This window comes from Streptomyces flavofungini (assembly GCF_041028215.1).
Taxonomy (GTDB): Bacteria; Actinomycetota; Actinomycetes; order Streptomycetales; family Streptomycetaceae; genus Streptomyces; species Streptomyces flavofungini_B.
The window spans coordinates 1-1,550 of sequence record NZ_JASKYR010001238.1; the positions used below are offsets into that span (position 1 = coordinate 1).

A 1,550-nucleotide genomic window follows, 5' to 3' on the forward strand; every position below is an offset into this window, starting at 1 on the left:
AGAGGGGCCAGCCCTTGTTTCTGGGGGCCGGACCGTCTCTCACGACGGCTGGTCCAGCGCCTCCGCGGCCGTGCTCGCCACCGCCTCCGCCAGGGCCGCGAGCGCGGGTGAGTCGAGCTTCCACTGCTGCCAGAACAGCGGTACGTCCACGACGCGTTCGGGGTCGAGCAGGGTCAGGCGCCCGGCCCGCAGCAGCGGCTCGGCCTGGCCGCGCGGCACCACACCCCACCCGAGCCCCGCCTCGATCGCCTCGACGAACCCCCGCGAGGAGGGGACGTAGTGCCGAAGGTGACCCGCGCCCCTGCCACCGGTCACCTCGCGCGCGAACTGGTCCTGGAGGCAGTCGCGGCGGTCGAAGAGCACCACGGGGGCGTCCGCGATGACCTGCCCGAGCGGTACCCGCGGCCAGTCGCCGAGCCACCGCCCGGCGAACCCGGGCGCGGCCACCGGCAGATAGCGGATGCGGCCGAGGCGGCGCACCGTGCAGCCCGAGACGGCGTCGGGCGAGGAGGTCACCGCGGCCATCACCGCGCCCTCGCGCAGCAGCGACGTGGTGTGCTCCTCGTCCTCGCGGCGCAGCTCGAAGCAGATCCGCAGCTCGTCGGGGACCCGGGCGAGCGCCGACAGGAACCAGGTAGCGAGGGAGTCGGCGTTCACCGCCACCGGCAGCAGGGCGCCCCGGCCCGGGTCGCCGATGCCGAGCTCGGCACGCGCGTCCCGCTCCAGGCGGGCGAGCTGGCGCGCGAACCGCACGATGACCTGCCCCGACTCGGTGGGCCGCACCGGCTTGGTCCGCATGAGCAGCACCCGGCCCGTCCTGCGCTCCAGGGCCTTGACGCGCTGGCTCACGGCGGGCGGCGTGACATGCAGGGCGGCCGCCGCCGCGTCGAAGGTGCCCTCGTCGACGACGGCGAGGAGCGTCCGCACCTGTTCGAGGGGCAGCTCGGAGAGGCTTCCGTGCGGGGCCACCGGCATCACGCTCGCTTACGGCAAGGGAGAGAACACAGGGAACATCACCATTGCTTAAGGTACCTGAGAATCTTTACCTGTACTTAAGCGGTCGTTGATCCATAACGTCGCCGGCATGGGATCAGCACTCACCGCGGCAGCCGCCGGATTCGGCACCGGACTCTCGCTCATCGTCGCCATCGGCGCGCAGAACGCCTTCGTACTCCGCCAGGGCATCCGCCGTCAGGCCGTGCTCACCGTGGTGGCCGTCTGCGCCCTGTCCGACGCCGTGCTCATCGCGGCGGGCGTCGCCGGGGTCGGCGCCGCGGTGACGGCCTGGCCCTCGGCGCTGACCCTCGTCGGCCTGATCGGCGGCGCGTTCCTCCTGTCGTACGCGGTGCTCGCCGCGCGCCGCGCCCTGCGCCCCGGCGCCCTGTCCGCCGCGGGCGCCACCGCGGGCAGCAGACGCGGCGCGCTGCTCGCCTGCCTCGCCATGACCTGGCTGAACCCGCACGTCTACCTCGACACCGTGCTGCTCCTCGGCTCGGTCGCCGCGGGCCACGACGGGCTGCGCTGGGCCTTCGGGCTCGGCGCGATGCTCG

General features: G+C 73.9%; 2 protein-coding genes. One reads left to right on the plus strand and one right to left on the minus strand.

Annotated features, from left to right (window positions below; genetic code table 11):
* Nucleotides 1–39: 39 nt before the first annotated feature.
* Nucleotides 40–969, minus strand: a complete 930-nt coding sequence (locus AB8Z36_RS40050; protein ID WP_369218275.1) for a LysR family transcriptional regulator ArgP — start codon at nt 967–969, stop codon at nt 40–42.
* A gap of 115 nt (nt 970–1,084) precedes the next feature.
* On the opposite strand from AB8Z36_RS40050, the gene AB8Z36_RS40055 reads away from it, so the two are divergent.
* Nucleotides 1,085–1,550, plus strand: a 466-nt coding sequence (locus tag AB8Z36_RS40055; protein WP_369218276.1) for a LysE/ArgO family amino acid transporter, incomplete at its 3' end; no start/stop codon positions are given.